Annotated in this window: 21 protein-coding genes and 2 riboswitches; of the genes, 13 read left to right on the plus strand and 8 right to left on the minus strand. The window is 54.9% G+C overall.

The genetic code is table 11. The annotated features are described in order from the left end of the window. The first annotated feature begins 125 nt into the window (after nt 1–125). Nucleotides 126–224, plus strand: a riboswitch (glycine riboswitch). Beyond that, nucleotides 225–332: riboswitch (glycine riboswitch) on the plus strand. A gap of 118 nt (nt 333–450) precedes the next feature. The 4 genes from gcvT to ACI7RC_RS13215 all read left to right on the plus strand — a co-directional run bounded on the left by gcvT (nt 451) and on the right by ACI7RC_RS13215 (nt 5334). Beyond that, nucleotides 451–1554 carry a glycine cleavage system aminomethyltransferase GcvT gene (gcvT, locus tag ACI7RC_RS13200; protein WP_408108711.1) on the plus strand — a complete coding sequence of 368 codons (1104 nt, stop codon included), beginning with the start codon at nt 451–453 and terminating at the stop codon, nt 1552–1554. Between the two features lie 66 nt (nt 1555–1620). Further along, nucleotides 1621–2931 carry an aminomethyl-transferring glycine dehydrogenase subunit GcvPA gene (gene gcvPA / locus ACI7RC_RS13205; protein WP_408108758.1) on the plus strand — a complete coding sequence of 437 codons (1311 nt, stop codon included), beginning with the start codon at nt 1621–1623 and terminating at the stop codon, nt 2929–2931. After that, entirely contained in the window at nt 2924–4393 is a 1470-nt protein-coding gene (gene gcvPB / locus ACI7RC_RS13210; RefSeq protein WP_408108712.1) for an aminomethyl-transferring glycine dehydrogenase subunit GcvPB, read from the plus strand. The genes gcvPA and gcvPB overlap by 8 nt, the downstream gene beginning before the upstream one ends. Nucleotides 4394–4503: 110 nt before the next feature. After that, entirely contained in the window at nt 4504–5334 is an 831-nt protein-coding gene (locus tag ACI7RC_RS13215) for a lipoate--protein ligase family protein (protein WP_408108713.1), read from the plus strand. 197 nt (nt 5335–5531) lie between these two features. Here ACI7RC_RS13215 and dat read toward each other — a convergent pair whose 3' ends face one another. Continuing rightward, complete coding sequence (gene dat / locus ACI7RC_RS13220; RefSeq protein WP_408108714.1) at nt 5532–6389, minus strand: D-amino-acid transaminase; 858 nt, start codon at nt 6387–6389, stop codon at nt 5532–5534. Nucleotides 6390–6498: 109 nt separating this feature from the next. Beyond that, the gene (locus ACI7RC_RS13225; protein ID WP_408108715.1) at nt 6499–7521 is read right to left on the minus strand and encodes a hypothetical protein; all 1023 of its coding nucleotides are present in this window, start codon (nt 7519–7521) and stop codon (nt 6499–6501) included. Between the two features lie 299 nt (nt 7522–7820). Here ACI7RC_RS13225 and mntR point away from each other — a divergent pair, with 299 nt between their 5' ends. Beyond that, entirely contained in the window at nt 7821–8249 is a 429-nt protein-coding gene (gene mntR, locus ACI7RC_RS13230) for a transcriptional regulator MntR (protein ID WP_408108716.1), read from the plus strand. 103 nt (nt 8250–8352) lie between these two features. Further along, on the plus strand, nt 8353–9276 hold the full coding sequence (locus tag ACI7RC_RS13235; RefSeq protein WP_408108717.1) for a patatin-like phospholipase family protein: 924 nt from the start codon (nt 8353–8355) through the stop codon (nt 9274–9276). Nucleotides 9277–9315: 39 nt separating this feature from the next. Here the strand turns inward: ACI7RC_RS13235 and ACI7RC_RS13240 are convergent, their stop codons facing one another. Continuing rightward, nucleotides 9316–9660 (minus strand): hypothetical protein, encoded by a 345-nt coding sequence (locus tag ACI7RC_RS13240; RefSeq protein WP_408108718.1) that lies wholly within the window; start codon nt 9658–9660, stop codon nt 9316–9318. 34 nt (nt 9661–9694) lie between these two features. Continuing rightward, entirely contained in the window at nt 9695–10636 is a 942-nt protein-coding gene (locus tag ACI7RC_RS13245) for a DUF1385 domain-containing protein (RefSeq protein WP_019122801.1), read from the minus strand. A gap of 149 nt (nt 10637–10785) precedes the next feature. Between ACI7RC_RS13245 and ACI7RC_RS13250 the strand changes: the two genes are divergently transcribed. The 4 genes from ACI7RC_RS13250 to efp all read left to right on the plus strand — a co-directional run bounded on the left by ACI7RC_RS13250 (nt 10786) and on the right by efp (nt 13450). After that, nucleotides 10786–11241, plus strand: a complete 456-nt coding sequence (locus ACI7RC_RS13250; protein ID WP_019122802.1) for a YqhR family membrane protein — start codon at nt 10786–10788, stop codon at nt 11239–11241. Between the two features lie 64 nt (nt 11242–11305). After that, nucleotides 11306–11743, plus strand: a complete 438-nt coding sequence (gene aroQ / locus ACI7RC_RS13255) for a type II 3-dehydroquinate dehydratase (RefSeq protein ID WP_019122803.1) — start codon at nt 11306–11308, stop codon at nt 11741–11743. Between the two features lie 35 nt (nt 11744–11778). Beyond that, nucleotides 11779–12852 carry a M24 family metallopeptidase gene (locus tag ACI7RC_RS13260; protein ID WP_019122804.1) on the plus strand — a complete coding sequence of 358 codons (1074 nt, stop codon included), beginning with the start codon at nt 11779–11781 and terminating at the stop codon, nt 12850–12852. A 40-nt stretch (nt 12853–12892) separates the two neighbouring features. After that, complete coding sequence (efp, locus tag ACI7RC_RS13265; RefSeq protein WP_019122805.1) at nt 12893–13450, plus strand: elongation factor P; 558 nt, start codon at nt 12893–12895, stop codon at nt 13448–13450. Nucleotides 13451–13542: 92 nt separating this feature from the next. Here the strand turns inward: efp and ACI7RC_RS13270 are convergent, their stop codons facing one another. From ACI7RC_RS13270 to comA, 4 genes are all read right to left on the minus strand, one after another. Beyond that, nucleotides 13543–13770 (minus strand): hypothetical protein, encoded by a 228-nt coding sequence (locus ACI7RC_RS13270; protein WP_019122806.1) that lies wholly within the window; start codon nt 13768–13770, stop codon nt 13543–13545. 103 nt (nt 13771–13873) lie between these two features. Beyond that, complete coding sequence (locus ACI7RC_RS13275) at nt 13874–14338, minus strand: DUF441 domain-containing protein (RefSeq protein ID WP_026074545.1); 465 nt, start codon at nt 14336–14338, stop codon at nt 13874–13876. A gap of 43 nt (nt 14339–14381) precedes the next feature. Further along, entirely contained in the window at nt 14382–15098 is a 717-nt protein-coding gene (locus ACI7RC_RS13280) for a 2-phosphosulfolactate phosphatase (RefSeq protein WP_019122808.1), read from the minus strand. Beyond that, the gene (gene comA, locus ACI7RC_RS13285; protein WP_019122809.1) at nt 15089–15913 is read right to left on the minus strand and encodes a phosphosulfolactate synthase; all 825 of its coding nucleotides are present in this window, start codon (nt 15911–15913) and stop codon (nt 15089–15091) included. The genes ACI7RC_RS13280 and comA overlap by 10 nt, the downstream gene beginning before the upstream one ends. A gap of 167 nt (nt 15914–16080) precedes the next feature. Here comA and ACI7RC_RS13290 point away from each other — a divergent pair, with 167 nt between their 5' ends. The 3 genes from ACI7RC_RS13290 to ACI7RC_RS13300 all read left to right on the plus strand — a co-directional run bounded on the left by ACI7RC_RS13290 (nt 16081) and on the right by ACI7RC_RS13300 (nt 18053). Continuing rightward, complete coding sequence (locus tag ACI7RC_RS13290) at nt 16081–16344, plus strand: DUF2619 domain-containing protein (RefSeq protein ID WP_019122810.1); 264 nt, start codon at nt 16081–16083, stop codon at nt 16342–16344. A 66-nt stretch (nt 16345–16410) separates the two neighbouring features. Next, nucleotides 16411–17427 (plus strand): NADPH dehydrogenase NamA, encoded by a 1017-nt coding sequence (namA, locus tag ACI7RC_RS13295; RefSeq protein ID WP_019122811.1) that lies wholly within the window; start codon nt 16411–16413, stop codon nt 17425–17427. A 98-nt stretch (nt 17428–17525) separates the two neighbouring features. Then, on the plus strand, nt 17526–18053 hold the full coding sequence (locus ACI7RC_RS13300; protein ID WP_019122812.1) for a CD1247 N-terminal domain-containing protein: 528 nt from the start codon (nt 17526–17528) through the stop codon (nt 18051–18053). The last annotated feature ends 76 nt before the right edge of the window (nt 18054–18129 follow it).

An 18129-nucleotide genomic window follows, 5' to 3' on the forward strand; every position in this document is an offset into this window, starting at 1 on the left:
TGATAACTATAAATAAAACGTTCAGTTTTTCTGCTGTTTTGCTGAATTGGTTATTCCCAAATACACCCTGGTCGTGGTAGGATACATATAGTATGGAATAAGCGAATAGCGATTATGTATGGCGGATGAGAGTAGTAGGGAGAGACTGCCGCAATTTGAGGCAGCGCCGAAGGAGCAAACCTTGTGCAGGTGAATCTCTCAGGCAAAAGAACCTCTGCTGGACGCATCTCTGGAGAGCGCTTCGGCTTGGGATAAGCGGAAGCCACCAAAGGGGAAACTTGTGTGCTTTGCGGCACGAGGTAACTCTCAGGTAAAAGGACAGAGAAGGAGAAGAAAGAGACGCGCAATCGCGTTCTTTCTTCTGCTTTTCTGTCTTTTTTCATGCCCAAAATCGAATGAGCTTGGGCCAAAGTGAAAGGCAGCAAGGAAGACGATGGAGGTGGAGGTAACATGGCAGAGTTAAAGCGCACCCCGCTGTATGACCTGTATGCCAGGTATGGCGGAAAAACAATCGACTTTGGCGGTTGGGAATTGCCGGTACAATTCTCCGGGATTTCCCAGGAGCACGAAGCTGTTCGGACGAAGGCCGGGTTGTTTGACGTCTCCCACATGGGGGAGGTAGAAGTAAAGGGGGAAGGAGCCCTTGACTTCCTGCAGCGGCTGACGACCAACGATGTCAGCAAATTGGAGGACGGACAGGCGCAGTACAGTGCGATGTGCTATCCGGACGGCGGGACGGTAGATGATCTGCTCGTCTACAAAATTGCCGACGATCACTATTTTCTGGTGATCAATGCGAGCAACATCGACAAGGATCTCGCCTGGATGCAGGAGCATAAGACCGCTGGTGTCTCCATTGCCAATCTTTCCGACGAAACGGCCTTGCTGGCGATCCAGGGACCGCTGGCGGAGAACATCCTGGGGAAGCTGACGGATTTCGATCTGTCGCAGATCAGACCTTTCCACTTTGAGCGAAATCTCGATCTTGCCGGCATTCCGGTGCTGATTTCCCGGACGGGTTACACAGGGGAAGACGGATTCGAACTCTACCTGGCCGCAGGCAAGGCAGCAGAGCTTTGGGAGGCACTGCTTCAGGCGGGCAAGGAAGACGGGCTTTTGCCGTGCGGCCTCGGCGCTCGCGACACGCTTCGGTTTGAAGCAAAGCTGCCGCTGTACGGCCAAGAGCTAAGCCGAGACATTACCCCGATCGAAGCGGGCATCGGTTTTGCCGTCAAGACGGATAAGGCTGTTCCCTTTATCGGCAGCGAGGCGCTCAAGGCGCAGAAGGAGGGCGGCGCACTGAGAAAGCTGGTTGGCATCGAGATGATCGATCGCGGCATACCGCGCTCCCACTACCCCGTATTTTCCGGCGGGGAACAGATTGGTGAAGTCACGACGGGTACACAGTCGCCCACTTTAAAGAAAAACGTCGGTCTGGCCCTGTTGAAACGGGAACACGCCGAGCTGGGCAGCCTTATTGAAGTAGAAATTCGCGGCAAGCGCCTGAAGGCCCAGGTTGTCGCCACGCCATTTTACAAGCGTCCGAAAAAATAGGACTTGAAGGAGGATTTCACTGTGCAATACCGTTATCTGCCCCAGACCGATCAAGATAAGCGCGAGATGCTGCAGGCGCTCGGCATCCAGTCGGTTGAAGAACTGTTTGCCGACATTCCCCGAGACATCCGGTTTAACCGCGAGCTTGACATTACGCCGGCGATGCCCGAGCCTGAGCTGGTCAAGTACATGAAGGGTCTGGCGGGAAAAAACGTGAATTTTGACACACATGTCAGCTTCCTGGGAGCGGGCGTGTATCAGCACTACATTCCCAGCGTGGTGAATCACGTCATCTCCCGTTCCGAGTTCTATACGGCTTATACACCCTACCAGCCGGAGATCAGCCAGGGCGAGCTGCAGGCGATTTTTGAGTTTCAGACGATGGTCTGCGAGCTGACCGGCATGGAAGTGGCCAACTCTTCGATGTATGACGGACCGACCGCCATGGCGGAAGCGTCGATGATGGCGGCAGGACACACCGGCAAAAAACGCGTCGTCGTATCCCGTGCAGTACATCCGGAAGCCCGTGACATTTTAAAAACCTATGCGTACGGACAAGGCGTCGAAGTAGAAGAGGTCGGCTACAATCGCGATGGCGTGACTGATCTGGAGGCGCTGACGCAGACAGTGGATGACACCGTGGGCGCTGTCGTCGTGCAATATCCCAACTTTTTTGGGAATATGGAAGACTTGGCCGAGATCGAAAAATGGGTTCACGGCAAAGGGGCGCTCTTGATCGTCAAGGCCAACCCGGTCGCTCTGGGCATCCTGGAAGCCCCGGGCAAACTGGGAGCGGACATCGTGGTCGGAGACATGCAGCCATTTGGCATTCACGCCGCGTTTGGCGGGCCGCACTGCGGTTACTTTGCCACCACCGCCAAGCTGATGCGAAAAATGCCCGGACGCATCGTCGGACAGACCAAGGACGAGGAAGGCAAGCGCGGCTTTGTCCTCACTCTGCAAGCGCGAGAACAGCACATTCGCCGTGAAAAAGCTACCTCCAACATCTGTTCCAACCAGGCGCTCAACGCTCTCGCTGCCTCTGTAGCCCTGACAGCGCTGGGCAAACAAGGCGTGCAGGAAATGGCGATGATGAACCTGCAAAAAGCGCATTACGCCAAGAAGGAGTTCGCCAAGGCGAAGGGGATGGAGATCGTATTTGCCGCCCCGTTCTTCAACGAATTCGTCATCAAATTGCCAAAAGAGGTAAATAATGTAAATAAAGCGCTTCTGGGCAAAGGGTTCATCGGCGGATATGATCTTGGCCGGTCCTATCCGGAGCTTGACGGTCACGTGCTGATCGCGGTGACAGAGCTTCGGACGAAACAGGAGATCGATTCCCTGGTGAAGGAAATGGAGGCGATCATCCATGCGTAACGATAAAGAAAAAGCACTGATCTTTGAACTGAGCCAGCCGGGACGGATCGGCTACAGTCTGCCGCCGCTTGACGTGCCGGAAACAGAGGTTGCCGACTTGCTGCCTGAACACCTGATCCGCGAAACGCCGGCAGAACTGCCTGAGGTTTCCGAATTGCAGCTGATGCGACACTATACGGAGTTGTCGACGCGCAATCACGGTGTCGATTCGGGTTTTTATCCGCTCGGCTCCTGCACGATGAAGTACAATCCGAAAATCAATGAGGATGTGGCCCGCTATCCCGGATTTGCTTCCATCCACCCTTATCAGCCGGACGAGACTGTCCAGGGCGCGCTTGAGGTGCTCTACAACCTGCAGCGCGATTTGGCCGAAATCACCGGGATGGACGCAGTCACTCTGCAGCCTGCTGCTGGTGCTGCCGGCGAGTGGACCGGGCTGATGATGATCCGCGCTTACCATGAGAGCCGAGGTGAGAAACGGACGAAGGTAATCGTCCCTAACTCGGCCCACGGCACCAACCCGGCCTCGGCGACGATTGCTGGTATGGAGACGATCACCATTCCTTCTGACGAGCGCGGGCTGGTGGACATCGAAGCGCTGCGCCAGGCGGTAGGGCCGGATACGGCTGCTTTGATGCTGACGAACCCGAACACGCTCGGCCTGTTTGAAGAAAACATCGTGGAAATGGCCAATATTGTGCACGAAGCGGGAGGTCTGCTGTACTACGACGGGGCAAATGCCAACGCTATCTTGGGGATAGCCCGACCTGGAGACATGGGCTTCGACGTCGTCCACCTCAATCTGCACAAGACGTTCACCGGTCCTCACGGCGGCGGCGGACCCGGTGCCGGCCCTGTCGGGGTAAAGGCATCCCTCTTGCCGCATCTGCCGGCACCGATCGTCGTCAAACAGGAGGACGGCAGCTTCGCTCTCCATTACGAACGACCGGAGTCCATTGGACGGGTGAAGGCGTACTACGGGAACTTTGGCATCCTGCTGCGCGCCTACACGTACATCTGCACGATGGGAGCGGAGGGTTTGCTGCAGGTATCGCAAAACGCCGTGCTGAACGCCAACTACATGATGCGCAGGTTGGCCGGGGCTTACGAATTGCCGTATGACCGCGTCTGCAAGCACGAATTTGTCCTGTCGGGCGTCCGCCAGAAAAAACTGGGGGTCCGCACCCTGGATATCGCCAAACGTCTGCTGGATTTCGGCTATCATCCGCCGACGGTCTACTTCCCGCTGATCGTCGACGAATGCCTGATGATCGAGCCGACGGAAACCGAGTCAAAAGAGACGTTAGACGAATTTATCGATGTAATGCTGCAAATTGCCCGCGAATGTGAAGAGACGCCCGAGGTCGTCCAGGAGGCGCCGCACACGACTGTCGTCAAGCGGCTGGACGAAGCGACGGCAGCACGCAAGCCGATTCTGCACTACCGCAAGGATGCGCAGTAGGCGGACGGGGCCAGATACCGGAGGGGCTGCACTTGTGAGCCCCTCCTTTCTTGTGCAAACCACAGGGCTGGCGTACAATGAAGACGGAATACATAGAAGGGGGACTGCAGATGGAACAGTGGCGTTTTATTCTCACCCCGCCGATGTCACCTGAGATGAACATGGCTGTAGACGAGGCGATTTTGATCAGCCACAGCGAGGGGAAGGTACCGCCGACCGTCCGCTTTTACACCTGGGAACCGGCTACCCTCTCCATCGGCTATTTTCAAAAAGCGGCAAAAGAGATCGATCTGGATGCGGTAAAAGGCAGCGGCTTGGGCTTTGTTCGCCGTCCGACGGGAGGACGGGCGGTGCTTCACGATAAGGAATTGACGTACAGCGTCATCGTCTCCGAAAGTCATCCGAAGATGCCCTCCGGCGTGACGGAAGCGTACAAGGTGATCAGTCTGGGACTTTTGCACGGGTTTCAGGAGTTGGGACTACAGGCGGAGATGGTATCGCTCGCCAGCGAAGAAGAGAAGGAGAAGTACAGCTCGCCGGGGTCTTCCGCCTGTTTTGATTCCCCCTCCTGGTACGAGCTGGTGGTCGAAGGGAAGAAGGTGGCAGGCAGCGCCCAGACCAGGCAGAAGGGCGTTATTCTGCAGCACGGGTCGATTCTTTTGGACATGGACGTGGAACTGCTGTTTTCCCTGCTGCATTTCCCTTCAGACCGGGTGAAGCAGCGGATGATGGACAGCTTCCGCCAAAAAGCGGTGACGATCAATGAGGTGAGCCCGCATCCGGTAGGCTTGGCCGAGGCGGTCGACGCGTTTTACCGCGGCTTCGCATCCGGACTTGAGGTCAGTCTCGAAAAACAGGAGTTGACACCGGACGAAACAGCGCTGGCCGAGGAACTGGCACGGACCAGATACGGAACGGATGAGTGGAATTTCCGCCGTTAGTTCGTAACTGGTATAGCAATAGCTCCTACGTACCGAACGTAGGAGCTGTTTGCGTTACGTAACCTTTTTGCAGGTGTTGCATCCGTTCCTTTTCCTCTGATTCCTTCGGCCGCAGCTTAAAACTTTCGGCAGTTGAGATTTGGGCAGATTCCGGTTCGCGGCGTAAAAAACCCCCGTTAGATGACGGGGGCTGCCGATTAAGAGTGTGTGTAAGAATAACGGGCAATCGACTCTTCAAATGCCGCTTGCAGCCGCTGGGCGATCTGTCCAGGCTGACCCGTGCCGACACGCTCGCCGTCGACGGTGACGATCGGCATGACTTCTGCTGTGGTGGAAGTAATGAATAGCTCGTCTGCCTGCTTGAGGAAGGCCAGATCAAATGCTTCTTCAACGACTGGGATGGAAAGCGAACGAGCCAGTTCAAGCACCGTCAGGCGGGTAATCCCGTTGAGGATCAGGTTGTCGGCCGGGTGGGTGTGCAATCGGCCGTCTTTGACAGCAAACACGTTGGTGGAGCTGCCTTCCGTCACGATGCCGTCACGGTGCAGAATCGCTTCAAATGCACCAGCTTCCTTCGCTTGCTGCTTGGACAAGACCGCACCCAGGAGGTTGAGTGATTTGATATCGCAGCGCAGCCAGCGGAGATCAGCCGTAACGCTCGCCGCGACGCCGTTTTTCATCTGCTCGAGCGGACGTCCCTTGCGGGTTGCGTAAGCAGACAGCACCGGTTTCGCATCTGCCGGAAACTCATGGGAGCGCGGGGAAGCGCCACGGGTTACCTGCATGTAGAGGTTGGCGTCATCGGAGGAAGTGAATCCATTTCTTTGCATAATTTCGACAGCTATCTGAAGCAATTCCTCATCGGACCATGCAAGTTGAAGCCTGATTTCCGAGGCACTGCGTTTCAGCCGGGCGAGATGTCCCTCCCACTGATACAGTTTTCCGCCGTAAATACGGATGACTTCATAAACGCCGTCGCCGAACTGGTATCCACGATCTTCAGGGTGAACGACCGTCTGTTCGGGCTGCACCCATGTTCCGTTGATGTAATACATTTGACAGGCCTCCATTTTTATACTAAACTTTACTTTTTTCAAGATATCAGAATAAAGACAAAGAATCAATTGAAAACGGCGAAATGATTGACAAGTTTACGCAAATCAGTCAGGGCGATTTTTGCCATCTCCAAACCATGGCGATCAGCAGGAAGACGCCCAAGTAAGCGGCAATGGTCAGCAGGCTGGTTTCGTACCATCCGCCGAGCTGCGGCAGAAAGGCACAGAAGGCTGTCAACCCGGCCATCGACAGCAGCACCGGAGCGGGGCGCAGGTCAAACTGGTCGACGATCGGCATCGCCAGTGCACAGAACCACAGGGCGACAACCATGATCGACTGGGCGCCGGCAAGCAGACTGAAGAGGGAGCTGCCTCCGGAAAAGAGCGAACCCACCGTATCGAGCAGCGGCTGAGTGGAATTGTTTACGTCGTGCCAGTGTGCCAGGATTGCCAGATGGTCAAGCAGGAGAATCGCCGTAAACAGGAGTCCGCCCAAAATCACGCCGCGGCGTGCGGCAGGAGCATTGCCGCTGTCTTGGGTGAGCGAGACCAGGACAGGCAGGCAGAACAACAGATGCAGACAGACGTAGAGCAGGGCGTGCCACAGCCACGAACCGCTCCACTGGTAAGCAAGGCTGGGCAGCGGGATATAGCGCTGATGGAGTAACAGGGCGAGCGGAATGAGCAGCCCAAGCAGGACAAGTACCCCGGCGGCGGTGGCGAGTTGTTTCCGTCCCTTGATTGCCAGCCAGGCTGCGATGGCAGTAAACAGGACAGCACCGCCGGCCGCGGGAAACAAAAAGACATGCTGCAGCTGACTCGCTTGCTGCGAAATAGCCGTCCCGGCCACGCCAAACAAGATGAGACAGAGGAACAGGGCCGCGATCGGTCCTGCGTTCGGGCCGAACAGCCACGAACAGAAATCGAACAGACTGGTAAACTGCCGCCTTGCCGCCCATCTGATTACCAGCCATGAGCTCCCGCAGAGGACTGCTCCGGACAGCAGCAGGCCAATCGTGCCCCATGTGCCGTATAAGGAGAAAAAACGCATGGTTTCAAACCCGCTTATGTAATTGGCTCCAAGTGCGGCTCCGGCATATAGTACCGCAATCCGCCATGTTTCGTGACGCATGCCATCCTCCTCCTAAGGGCAAATCAACGTGAACTCTAAGCGCCAGCATTCGGCAGGCAGCCGAATCTTGCGAACTTTGCTTGACCAAACTTGGTACAAGTGTATGAGGAAAGAGGCTGAATTCAGAACAGCTGTCGGGAAAAATGGATCGTCACCGCGGTGAATCCGCTGCCGGCTTTGGCGAATTTGGGGCAAATTGGCGAAAAAGACGACGTAAGCCTTGCATCTTCGCTTACCTGCACGGTAAGATAGAATTATCGGCTTTTGCGGTCGATCACGGTTGAAACGAGGGATGATCAGTGCCAACACCCAGTATGGAAGACTATTTGGAAAAAATTTACAATTTAATCGAAGAAAAAGGATACGCTCGTGTCTCCGATATCGCGGAAGCATTGGAAGTTCACCCCTCTTCCGTAACAAAGATGGTGCAAAAGCTCGATAAGGACAAGTACCTTGTCTACGAGAAATACCGCGGACTAGTACTGACACAAAAAGGGAAAAAGATCGGAAAACGCCTGGTCGACCGCCATACGCTGCTGGAGGATTTTTTGCGGATGATTGGCGTCGACGAGGAACATATCTATAAGGACGTTGAGGGAATCGAGCACCACCTCAGTTGGGAATCCATTACTTGTATCGAATACTTGGTTCAGTATTTTCATATGGACTCGGAGCGCAGTGAAGAATTGAAGCGAATTCGGTTGGAAGACGAAGCAAAAGAAGAATAATGCTCAGATCGCGCCGAGCCTGCCTCCAAGCAGGCTGGCGTTTTTTTTTGCATTTGACAAGTTTCGACAGGATAAGATGGAAGTAAACGGGGAGGTGGTGTCGATGAAGACTGACGCTGTCTTTGAAGGCGGCGGCGTAAAGGGGATCGCTTTCATCGGAGCTATCTCGGTTATGGAGGAGCACGGTTTTGAGTGGCACAGGCTATCCGGCACATCGGCCGGGTCAATCGTAGCCGCCCTGCTTAGCGCCGGGTACAACAGCCAGGAACTGATCCCCGTCTTCCAGCGGTTAAACTACCTTTCATTCCTGCAGCAGAGAGGCTTGGCCCGGCTGCCGTACATCGGAGGGATCGCCGGACTGCTGTTCAAAGAGGGAATCTATCCCAGCGACAACATTGAAAAGTTCGTCGATGAACTTCTCACCCGAAAGGGGATCCGCGTTTTCGGGGATTTGCCGGGCGGGAAGCTGCGGATTATCGCCTCCGACATTACTGCCGGGAAAATGCTGATTTTTCCTGATGACCTGACCGACTTTGACCTCGATCCCGACAACTTTCCGATTGCTCGCGCTGTCCGCATGAGCTGTTCGATTCCGTATTTTTTTTATCCTTACCGAATGAAGAAAAATGGCGGTTTTCACTATATTGTGGACGGCGGACTCTTGAGCAACTTTCCTGTCTGGCTGTTCGACGGCCCGGGTTTGCCGGAATGGCCGGCATTTGGGTTTCGTCTGGCGAACAAGGCAGCTATGGGGGAGAAGAGTAAAATCAGAGGTTTGATATCTTTCTCCAAAGCGCTCCTGACGACCATGCTGGATGCGCATGACCGCTTTCACATTGAACACAACAGCGCCGTCCGGACCGTCTTTATTCCGACTCTGGGAGTTAGAACCACACAGTTTAACCTGTCGGAAGCGAAGCGGCTTGAACTCATCGCCAGCGGGAGAAAGGCAGCAGAGGCCTTTTTGCAAACGTGGAGTTTTCTGGAGTACTGCAAAAGGTTCCGCAACCATCCCCCAAATGCGTAAAGGCTGCCCCAATGGGCAGCCTATTCCATCTTCGTGGATTCAATGGTATATTTTTGGTTCCTTCCCGGGGTTCTCTTCATCCTCAGCCTTCTGCTTTCCCTTGCTTCCCTCAATGACGTGAAAGGGATGGTCCCGGCGGGATGCAGTACTCCTCTTGGCGGAAGAACGGAGTTGCTTGACCGGTTGTTTTGCATTCCTCTTGAAACCTTGCTTGCGCGGCAGAAACTTTCCCGTTTTCAGGTAGTTGTTCACGAAAAACAGGATAAGCGCAATCATGGCAATGGTCAGAAGGATTTGCAGCGGGTTGGTCACCAGTTGAAAGATGAACCCGATGGCTGCCAGGATCAGCAGCAGCAGAATGAGCGGATGAATCCGTGTCGGCATAGAGTCTCACCTCAAGGAAATTGGGAAGTTGCTTTCAGCCGGTCGAAGCAAGCTGGTTGGACGACTGCAAATACTCCTGGTCGCGCTCACGCATCCGGTTAAACGAGGCAATCGCCACTTCCACCTGGCTGTCGTCAGGCTCGCGAGTGGTGATTTTTTGCAGCCACAAACCGGGATACCCGAGGAAACGCAGAGGGGTATCGCGAAGCCGATTGGTCCACTGCAGCACTTCGTACGACAATCCGATGACGACGGGGAGCAGCCAGATTCGCTGGATGACGCGCTCGGTCAGCGTCGTGTAGGGGACCAGCGAGTAGACGATTACCCCGACGATTACCGTAAAGATGAGAAAACTGCTGCCGCAGCGATAGTGCAGAGTAGAGAACGACTGAACGTTTCTTACCGTTAATTCTACCCCTGCTTCGTATGCGTTAATCACTTTATGTTCGGCACCGTGGTATTGAAACAGGCGCTTGATCAACGGTGTTTTGGCGATCAAGCTGATGTACCCCAGCAGCAGGACGATCTTGATGGCACCCTCGACCAGATTTTGCGGGATGCCATCGGGAACCCAATGGCCAAAAATAATTTTGGCGAGAAAGACGGGTATCAAGGTAAAAGCCAGCTTCCCTACCACAAAGGAGAGGACGCCGACAACGGCAACGCCGAGCAGCAAGGTAAGTCTGGACGGTCCTTCGGAGCTGCCTTCCTCATCCGATTCCTGACTGTAGCGCTCGCTGGCAAAGTTCAGGTGTTTGGCGCCGTTGGCACTCGCTTCGATCAATCCCACGATTCCTCGAATGAGCGGGATTTTTTTGAGGCGGGTCGCCCACTTGTATTCCTTGCGTTCATCTTCGTAGTATTCGATTTCTTGATTTTTTTTGCGTATGGCCGTGATGGTCACCTTTTTGCCGCCAAACATCACTCCTTCGATGACGGCTTGACCACCGTAGTTGGGTACTTTGGGTTGAGCCAAGTGGTATCACCTTCCTTATCCATATTGTAGCGCAAAGTTTCGATGCCTGCTACATACAGATGATTCTTCTTGCGGGAATGAAACGGTCATTGCGCTTCCCGTGATGTGAAAAATCTTGCCAGGGGCATACTATGCGGGAGGTGATGACGATGAATGCAACGGACAAACGGACTGGCGGCAATCAAGTAGGCAGCGAGGGCAGCCTGGCAAAAATCCTGGAAGTGGGTTTTTGGGGCGCGATTATTTGGGGCGTGCTGCGGATCGCAGCTCACTTTCTGAATTTTACGCCCTACGGTGTGTTCAGCTTTTCCCGCCCGTTTCTCGGCAGAGCGGGAGAACATTCCTGGCAGGGCTTCTTCGCCGGATTGCTGCTCTTGATTATCCTCTCGATCGCCGCAACGACCATCTTTACGCTGCTGTTGATGAAAATTCGCCACTGGTGGGTCGGACTGATATACGGACTATTGCTCCTGCTCCTATTCGGCCTTTTCTTTCAGATGGGCAGATGGCGGGCGGAAACGCTGTTTACGGAATTGGGCTGGTTTCTCACCTACGGACTTTTCGTCGGGATGAGCATGACGCTGGAGGAATATGATCGAGAGTGACTATTCAACCCGTTTTTTGGTTGTGGTAAAATGAGGAGAAAAACCTTGAAACGGGAGGACGGCTATGCTTTCTTTGCTGGTGTTGAACGGTCCTAATCTGAATTTGCTCGGCAAACGCGAACCTGAGGTGTACGGGGCGGAGACGTTGGAAGATGTCATTGCCCGTCTGGAAAAGCTGGCGGCGGAATGCCAGATCAAATTGGAACACCGCCAGTCCAATCACGAAGGGGAGATCATCGACGCGATTCACGCGGCCAAAGGGGTACACGACGGGATCGTGTTGAATCCGGGAGCCTTTACCCACTACAGCTACGCGATTCGCGACGCCATTGCCGCAGTGGAATTGCCGACGATTGAAGTACATATATCCAATGTCCATGCCAGGGAAGAGTTTCGCCATCATTCTGTCATCTCGGCTGTAACGGTCGGGCAGATCGTCGGGCTGGGGACAGACGGGTACGAATGGGCCGTCCGTGCGCTGATCAGGCGGCTTGGCAAGTAAGCTGGGGCTGTCTTCTGAAAGGGGAGCGTAAACTGATGCAGCATCGATTACAAGCATTGCGCAAAGCGTTAACAGAATGGCAGGCGGACGCCATCATTACGGGAAAACCGGTAAACCGGCGCTACATCAGCGGATTTACCGGTTCTGCGGGTTGGGTCATCGTCACAGCCCGGGATGCCGTGCTGTTGACGGACTTTCGCTACATCGACCAGGCCAAATCGGAAGCGCCCGATTTTCGGGTGATCAACCACGAACGGGATGAAAAAGCCGCTATCTACAAGCAGCTCCAGGAACTTGGGGTAAAGCGGTTAGCGTTTGAAAAAGCGCACATCACCTTCGCCACCTATGAGGAGTGGAGCCAGGTGTTCGGCGGAGTAGAGCTTGTTCCTGTCGCCGGGGTGTTTGAACAAATACGGGCCGTCAAGGACGAGGACGAGCTGAAGGTCGTCAGAGAGGCAGTGCGGATTGCCGACGAGGCGTTTACACACATTCTCTCCTACATCAGGCCGGGCGTGCGGGAGCTGGACATCGCTCTTGAGCTGGAATTTTTCATGCGCAAACAAGGGGCTGCCTCTTCCTCCTTTGACATTATCGTAGCTTCCGGCCAACGCGGCGCTCTTCCGCATGGAGCCGCCAGTGAAAAAGAGATCGCGGCGGGCGAGCTGGTGACGCTGGATTACGGAGCCCTGTACAAAGGATACTGTTCTGACATCACGCGGACAGTCGCTGTCGGAGAGCCGCCCGCCAAGATGCGCGAAATCTACGAGATTGTCCTTGAGGCACAGTTGAATGGAGTGGGCAGCATCAAATCGGGGATGACCGGAAAAGAGGCGGACGCGCTGACCCGCGACATCATTGCGGCAGCAGGATACGGCGCCGAATTTGGACACAGTACCGGCCACGGCTTCGGCCTGGAGGTTCACGAAGCCCCCAGTCTGGCGATGTCCAGCCAAACCGTACTGAAGCCGGGCATGCTGGTCACCGTGGAACCGGGCATTTACCTCAGCGGGGTTGGCGGCGTCCGGATCGAAGACGATGTGCTGATCACGGAAAGCGGTTGTGAAATCCTCACAAAATCACCAAAAGAGTTGCTCATTTTGCCTGTCTAATTTATACTATTGATGTTTATGATCTTTTAGGGGGACTACCATGATTTCAGTAAATGACTTTCGTACTGGGTTAACGATCGAAGTGGATGGCAATATTTTCCAAGTGATTGAGTTCCAACACGTGAAACCGGGTAAAGGGGCTGCTTTTGTCCGCTCCAAACTGCGCAACCTGCGCAACGGAAACGTGACCGAGATGACCTTCCGCGGCGGCGAAAAGGTAAATCCGGCCCGCATTGAAACCAACACGATGCAGTACCTCTACGGCAGCGGCGACGAGTACACCTTCATGAATACGGAAACGTTCGAGCAGATCACATTTACCCGCAAACAGATCGAGCGCGAACTTCAATTCCTGAAAGAAAACATGAACGTCCAAGTCATGCAGTACAACGGCGAGACGATCGGCATCCAGCTTCCCAATACGGTCGAGCTGGTCGTGACCGAATGTGAACCCGGGGTCAAAGGGGATACGGCGACGGGGGCGACCAAGAAAGCGACGCTGGAAACCGGTTTTGTCGTCAACGTTCCGCTGTTCGTCAACGAAGGAGACAAATTGATCATCGATACCCGTTCGGAATCGTACGTTTCCCGGGCATAAATCACGTTCTCCTGGTAAACCAAGAAACGAAGAAAGCAGTTGGCCGGCATCAAAGCGCCAACTGCTTTTCCTGTTTTTGGACCAACATCGCCTCAGCCGAGGAGCTCCCGAATTTTTGCCTCTTTTGCTCGCCGTTCTTCCTGATCGGCCAAATCGTATTTTTTCAATGCATGAAACAGTTCATTCAAGCAGGGCTGCGGCATATCCGCCGCAAGGGCCGACCTGATCTGCCGAACCAAATCTTCAGGCAAGTGCGGCACTTGCTGCTCCAATTTGTTGCACACATCTTCAAAGGTGTGATCAAGCTTGCATTCTCCCATCGCTAACGCCTCCTTGTTCCAGCGTGACAGACCCCCGTAGCCGGAGGATTCCGGCAGTTAGTCAAACTATAACACGTTTCATCCGACGCTGGTAGTCTGCGCTTTAATGCCATTTCGTCAGCCAGGCAAGCAACTTGAGAAAAAAAGCCGTAATGCCGGCAGCCATCAGCGGCCCGACGGGAATGCCGCGAAAAAAAACGATGCCGACAATCGAACCGATGACCAAACCGACGATGAGCTGCGGATCTGCGCGCAGCATCTCTAATCCTTTCCCGTTCATATAGGTAGCGAGGGCGCCGCCCGCCAAGGCCAATAGGCCGATCACGGTTGTGAACAACGGGGCAACATCCTTCCACGAGACCTTTTCGCTGGCGAACGGCACCAGGACGGATATCGTCAAAAACAGCAGACCCAGTTCCATCCCGCGCCGCTCAACGGTCGGAAAGTAACGGTCGAGCGCCGTCAGCTTCAAGACGAGCAGCATGCTGGCCGCCGTCGCGATGATCGGGGAGCGGCCTACCAAACCTACAATAATAAGGATGACGAGCATTACTTCGCCTGACAACATCTGCATCCTGATCGAACCCCTGTCCTTTTCCTGCTGATACAGGTTATGAGACAAGGCTGGGGAGTATGCGTTTTTCCTTTACGACGGGTACGATCGGATAAAGGTCAACCTGGCTGCAGAACCGAATATCCTCTACGCAGTTGTGCTGCACGAGACGCCTGCCTGTCACCGACGAAAACAGCATGTCGGGAAGCTTGCCGGCAGCATGCAGGTAGCCGGCAGCCAATACTTCGCCAAGATCGCTGACCGCAGCCGTGGGGACAGCCTGTTTGATCGAAGACACCATACAGCCCGCGGCCAGGCCGTCTTCCAGTGCGAAAACCTGCCGGGTGCCGGCACAGTACAGGGTGATGTCCACCTGACTGTCGAGCGCCTTTTTGACACAAGCCGAAGCGTTTAAAAAACAGCCGATCATCAGCACCTCAGCCCGCTCCGCCTTTTGAATCGCCCGGGTCCCGTTGGTCGTGGTCAGCACCAGCGTTTTTCCCGCGTGGTTCAGCCGGTTAAGCTGGGTCGGAGAGTTGCTGTAGTCGAAGTCGGCGATTTTTTTGCAGTAGCGTTCGCCGGCCAAGACGACACCTTCCCCCCGCAATGCGTTTGCCTGGCCGATCGTTTCGACCGGCACGATCTGTGAAAATCCGCTGCCGAGCGCGGTCACGATCGTACTGGCGCAGCGAAGGACGTCGATCACGACCACGATCCGGCCGCGAATTTGTTCGTGACGAATCTCTTCGACCGTTCCGACAACCTCTACTCGCATGTAGCAATTCTCCTTTCATGCAGTACCCAATCGGCCGTATCACCCCGCAGTCCCCGCCGCAGCGTCTCGATCGAGAGAACGTCTGACGGCGCAATATTGCCAAGGTTGGCATTCAGTCCAAGCGTCAGGAGCAGGGCCACCTGCTGGTCCTTGCGCGGAGCCTCCCAGATCAACCGGTTTGCCCGCTCCCCGGCCAAGAGACTGATGTCGCGCAAGAACGCGGTGTCCACTTCGCCAGAACGGTTAAAGACGCCGACATTTCCCGATTCCCTGGCCTCGATGATGACATAATCGGCACCGGCGCGCAAATCCCCCTCCAGGGTTTGAAACAACTGTTCCTGGCAGACGACAAATGTCGAGGATTTTTTTCCAAATTCCGTAAAAACAGTTAGCCCCGCTTCTTTGGCAAGCTGGATCGCCCGATAGCGCTGATCAAGCGAAATCGGCAAACTTCCATCGGAGATTTCCACGGCGGTAAACCCGAGTTCAGTCACTCTCTCGATATACGCTTTCTCCGAGTCCTGCACGGCGGCGATTTCGAAAAACGTTCCCCCCGGCATGATCGCGATATGATGCATGCGGGCCAGGGCGATCTTGCGCTTCAGGAGGGCGGTCGGATACAGGGCAGAGGTACCGAAACCCAGCTTGTAAACATCGATGTAAGGAGCGGCGACGTTGACCAAGTCTTCGGTCGCATGCAGTCCCAATCCCTTGTCAATCACCATGGTAAGTCCGCTGCTGCGGGGTTTTTCCAATCGGGTGCTCGAAGGGTCAAGCCAGCTTTGCGGCCAAAACGGCGATTCATTCTCAATCATGCGGTCTCCCCATTTCTCTAGGCGTTTTAGGTAGTTTATGCGGGACAAACGGGAGGAGTGATATGCGGCCAGACAAGTGGGCGATTGCCTACAAGCTGGGAGATTTTCGAACCGCTATCCTAAACGGATGATTGTCCGCATAAATTGGGGAGAGGGGAGGGACTGGCATGTTGGAGAAGGCAATTATCGGCATGGCATCGCTGAGGATTTTGTCCGGCACGATCGAAATTCTTGCCGCTTTGCTCATATTGAAGCTAAACGAAGTAGAAAAGGCGCTGATCGTCAACTCGGCGCTCGCCTTGGTCGGGCCCATTATCCTGCTGACGACGACAACGATCGGCCTCTTGGGATTGTCTGACCGCATCAGCATGGCGAAAATCATGTGGATTTTCGCAGGAATCACCTGTATTTTTATCGGAATCAGGAAATGATCAGCACATTTACATTTGATTAAACCGGTACTGTATGTGGTAGAATATGGCGGGAGGTGGTCGCAAATGAACCGCTTATTTCAACCATTACAGGTAAAAGGAATGCAAATAAAAAACCGCATCGTCATGTCCCCGATGTGCCAGTATTCGGCAGATCAAGATGGCAGGGTGACCGATTGGCACCGGGTGCACTACCCTGCGCGCGCCGTTGGCGGAGTGGGACTTGTTATCGTGGAAGCGACGGCTGTTCAGGCCAACGGAAGGATTTCAAGCCGCGATCTGGGGATCTGGCATGACGATCACATCGCCGGGCTGGCGGAAATCGTCCGGCTTGTCAAGGCAAATGGGGCCGCTATCGGCATACAACTGGCCCATGCCGGCCGCAAAGCGGAAAAGGACGTTCCTGGTGTCCACGAAGCTCCGTCGGCAATCCCTTTTTCCGACGCGTATGAGACGCCGACGGCCCTTGATCTGCAAGGGATTGCAGAGGTCGTCTCCAACTTCCAGCAGGCAGCAGTTAGGGCCGGCAAGGCCGGCTTTGACGTCATCGAAATCCATGCGGCCCACGGCTATTTAATCAATCAATTTTTGTCGCCGCTGACCAACCGCCGTGAAGACGAATACGGCGGCGATCCGGACAAGCGGTTTCGGCTGTTAAAAGAAATCGTCCTGGCCGTCAAGGAAGTGTGGCAGGGACCGCTGTTCGTCCGTGTGTCGGCAGAAGAGTACCATCCCGACGGCAACCATATCGAGCAGTACGTCGATTACGCCAAGCGCTTGAAGGAGTTGGGTGTCGATCTCATTGACGCCTCTTCCGGTGCAGTCGTGCCTTACCGGATTGACGCGTATCCCGGCTATCAGGTGCCGCTTGCGGAGAAGATCAGACAGGGTGCGGGCATTGCTACAGGGGCGGTAGGCTTGATCACAACAGCCGCACAGGCGGAAGAAATTCTGCAGAAGGATCAGGCAGACCTGATCTTTCTCGGCCGCGAGCTGCTCCGCAATCCTTACTGGCCTTTGCATGCCGGACGGGAACTCGAGGCACCGGACAACATACCGCAGCAGTATCTTCGCGCGTTTTAAAACGGCTGTTTAACCGGCAGAGTGACTCAGTTTTTTCCACTTGTAAGTCACTCCCCGCAGGGAACAATACTTTTGTACATCTGCGAGGAGGGGAATAGATGGAGCACCTGCAAAAACGTATCTCTTATCTGCGCGGTTTGGCTGAGGGAATGGATGTGTCGGGAGCGAGTCGGGAAGGCAAGATGATCGGTGAGATCATCGAGGTGCTGGATGACTTTTACGGTCAGGTACGCGATCTGCAGGCCAGGGTTGAGGAAACGGAAGTGTATGTGGAAGCGATTGACGAAGACCTCAGCGACCTGGAATACATGCTGCAAGCCGACGACGAAGCCCTGTACGAAATCGTAGAGGACGATGAGGATGCGGAGTCGGCGGAGTCGGACTTTTACGACCTTGACGACAGCGAGGACGCCAACGTGTACGCCTCACTGGACAACCGCGGACAGGAACGGTCCAAAACAGGCGCGGGCGCCGATGGCACAGGTGCGGAATACGAGATCACCCACGTCGTTGAATGTCCCAATTGCCATGAGACATTGCTGCTGCTCGACGAGGTCGACACAGACGGCTACCGCCATTACATCATCGAGCCGTACAACCGCTTGGAACCGATCAATCCAACTTGACGCTGCCAGCTTTTCATACCCAGGCCCGGGGCTTTTGCTCCGGGCTTTTTCGTGCTGCCTTTCCGAATCTGATTTG

Origin of the sequence: Brevibacillus sp. B_LB10_24, assembly GCF_046036945.1 — a bacterium.
GTDB lineage: Bacteria > Bacillota > Bacilli > Brevibacillales > Brevibacillaceae > Brevibacillus_C.

Bases quoted from the DNA above. Each gene is read 5' to 3' on its own strand.
- gcvT (WP_408108711.1), top strand. From the start codon at position 451: ATGGCAGAGTTAAAGCGCACCCCGCTGTATGACCTGTATGCCAGGTAT.
- gcvPA (WP_408108758.1), top strand. From the start codon at position 1,621: ATGCTGCAGGCGCTCGGCATCCAGTCGGTTGAAGAACTGTTTGCCGAC.
- gcvPB (WP_408108712.1), top strand. From the start codon at position 2,924: ATGCGTAACGATAAAGAAAAAGCACTGATCTTTGAACTGAGCCAGCCG.
- ACI7RC_RS13215 (WP_408108713.1), top strand. From the start codon at position 4,504: ATGGAACAGTGGCGTTTTATTCTCACCCCGCCGATGTCACCTGAGATG.
- dat (WP_408108714.1), bottom strand. From the start codon at position 6,389: ATGTATTACATCAACGGAACATGGGTGCAGCCCGAACAGACGGTCGTT.
- ACI7RC_RS13225 (WP_408108715.1), bottom strand. From the start codon at position 7,521: ATGCGTCACGAAACATGGCGGATTGCGGTACTATATGCCGGAGCCGCA.
- ACI7RC_RS13235 (WP_408108717.1), top strand. From the start codon at position 8,353: ATGAAGACTGACGCTGTCTTTGAAGGCGGCGGCGTAAAGGGGATCGCT.
- ACI7RC_RS13240 (WP_408108718.1), bottom strand. From the start codon at position 9,660: ATGCCGACACGGATTCATCCGCTCATTCTGCTGCTGCTGATCCTGGCA.
- ACI7RC_RS13250 (WP_019122802.1), top strand. From the start codon at position 10,786: ATGAATGCAACGGACAAACGGACTGGCGGCAATCAAGTAGGCAGCGAG.
- aroQ (WP_019122803.1), top strand. From the start codon at position 11,306: ATGCTTTCTTTGCTGGTGTTGAACGGTCCTAATCTGAATTTGCTCGGC.
- ACI7RC_RS13260 (WP_019122804.1), top strand. From the start codon at position 11,779: ATGCAGCATCGATTACAAGCATTGCGCAAAGCGTTAACAGAATGGCAG.
- efp (WP_019122805.1), top strand. From the start codon at position 12,893: ATGATTTCAGTAAATGACTTTCGTACTGGGTTAACGATCGAAGTGGAT.
- ACI7RC_RS13270 (WP_019122806.1), bottom strand. From the start codon at position 13,770: ATGGGAGAATGCAAGCTTGATCACACCTTTGAAGATGTGTGCAACAAA.
- ACI7RC_RS13275 (WP_026074545.1), bottom strand. From the start codon at position 14,338: ATGTTGTCAGGCGAAGTAATGCTCGTCATCCTTATTATTGTAGGTTTG.
- ACI7RC_RS13280 (WP_019122808.1), bottom strand. From the start codon at position 15,098: ATGCGAGTAGAGGTTGTCGGAACGGTCGAAGAGATTCGTCACGAACAA.
- comA (WP_019122809.1), bottom strand. From the start codon at position 15,913: ATGATTGAGAATGAATCGCCGTTTTGGCCGCAAAGCTGGCTTGACCCT.
- ACI7RC_RS13290 (WP_019122810.1), top strand. From the start codon at position 16,081: ATGTTGGAGAAGGCAATTATCGGCATGGCATCGCTGAGGATTTTGTCC.
- namA (WP_019122811.1), top strand. From the start codon at position 16,411: ATGAACCGCTTATTTCAACCATTACAGGTAAAAGGAATGCAAATAAAA.
- ACI7RC_RS13300 (WP_019122812.1), top strand. From the start codon at position 17,526: ATGGAGCACCTGCAAAAACGTATCTCTTATCTGCGCGGTTTGGCTGAG.